This is a genomic window from Psychrobacter sp. FME5 (assembly GCF_014861375.1).
Taxonomy (GTDB): domain Bacteria; phylum Pseudomonadota; class Gammaproteobacteria; order Pseudomonadales; family Moraxellaceae; genus Psychrobacter.
Window position 1 is genome coordinate 1 of the sequence record NZ_RRYX01000252.1, and the last position, 765, is coordinate 765.

General features: G+C 41.2%; 2 protein-coding genes. Both read right to left on the bottom strand.

Annotated elements, in window-relative coordinates:
- Positions 1–5: 5 nt before the first annotated feature.
- Positions 6–458, bottom strand: coding sequence for a transposase (locus EI161_RS14905; protein WP_225735425.1), 453 nt, complete (start codon positions 456–458; stop codon positions 6–8).
- Between the two features lie 62 nt (positions 459–520).
- Positions 521–765: IS630 transposase-related protein (locus tag EI161_RS14910; RefSeq protein ID WP_225735426.1), on the bottom strand; the 245-nt coding region annotated here is incomplete at its 5' end.

A 765-nucleotide genomic window follows, 5' to 3' on the forward strand; every position in this document is an offset into this window, starting at 1 on the left:
TATAGTCACTGCACTACAAAAGAGTTATAATTTGGATGAATATCATAAAACAATTTAGATAAGTCATTTTCCATCCAACCTTGGCGTAAAAACTTCACTTGAGCCCATTTTTTCTCGATGGGATTTAAGTCAGGACTATAAGGTGGTAAGAATAGAAGCCTGTGACCATGCCTGTTAAGCAGCTTTTGAACGCGCTTATGAAAGGTCGCATTATCCATAACGATCACACATTTTTTCTTAAGCTTTGGTATCAGCGTGAACTTGCACCAGTGATAGAAAACCTCTTTATTGATGTTGCTCTTTAAGCAATCGAGTGCAAACAGCATTTTGCCATATAGCGCACCAATCACGTTGGTTCGCTCCTTGGCTTGCCAGTTATAACTGCCAATGCAGGGGCTACCAATGGGTGCATAACCACAAGGACGCATCGTTTCACTTTCAAAGCCACTCTCGTCCATATAGACAATAGCAAAGCCTTGAGCAATGTAGTGGTTAAGTTTTTTTAGGTAGTGAGCCCTCTTTAGTGGACAAGCTTTGGGATGCTCAAGTGTCTTTTTTTTTTGCTAACACCAATACGCTTTAAGGCTTTGCTGATGCCTGTTGGGCTACAATTAAAACGCTGTGCTCGCTCATAGTGATAATCGTCAGGGTGGTCTTTGACATCCTGAGCTAGGGCTTCATCCTCTATTTTGTAGGGCTTAATATATCGAGTGGTTTTACTATGAAGACGCTTTTTCCACTTCTGGATAGTCGTTGGACTGATAT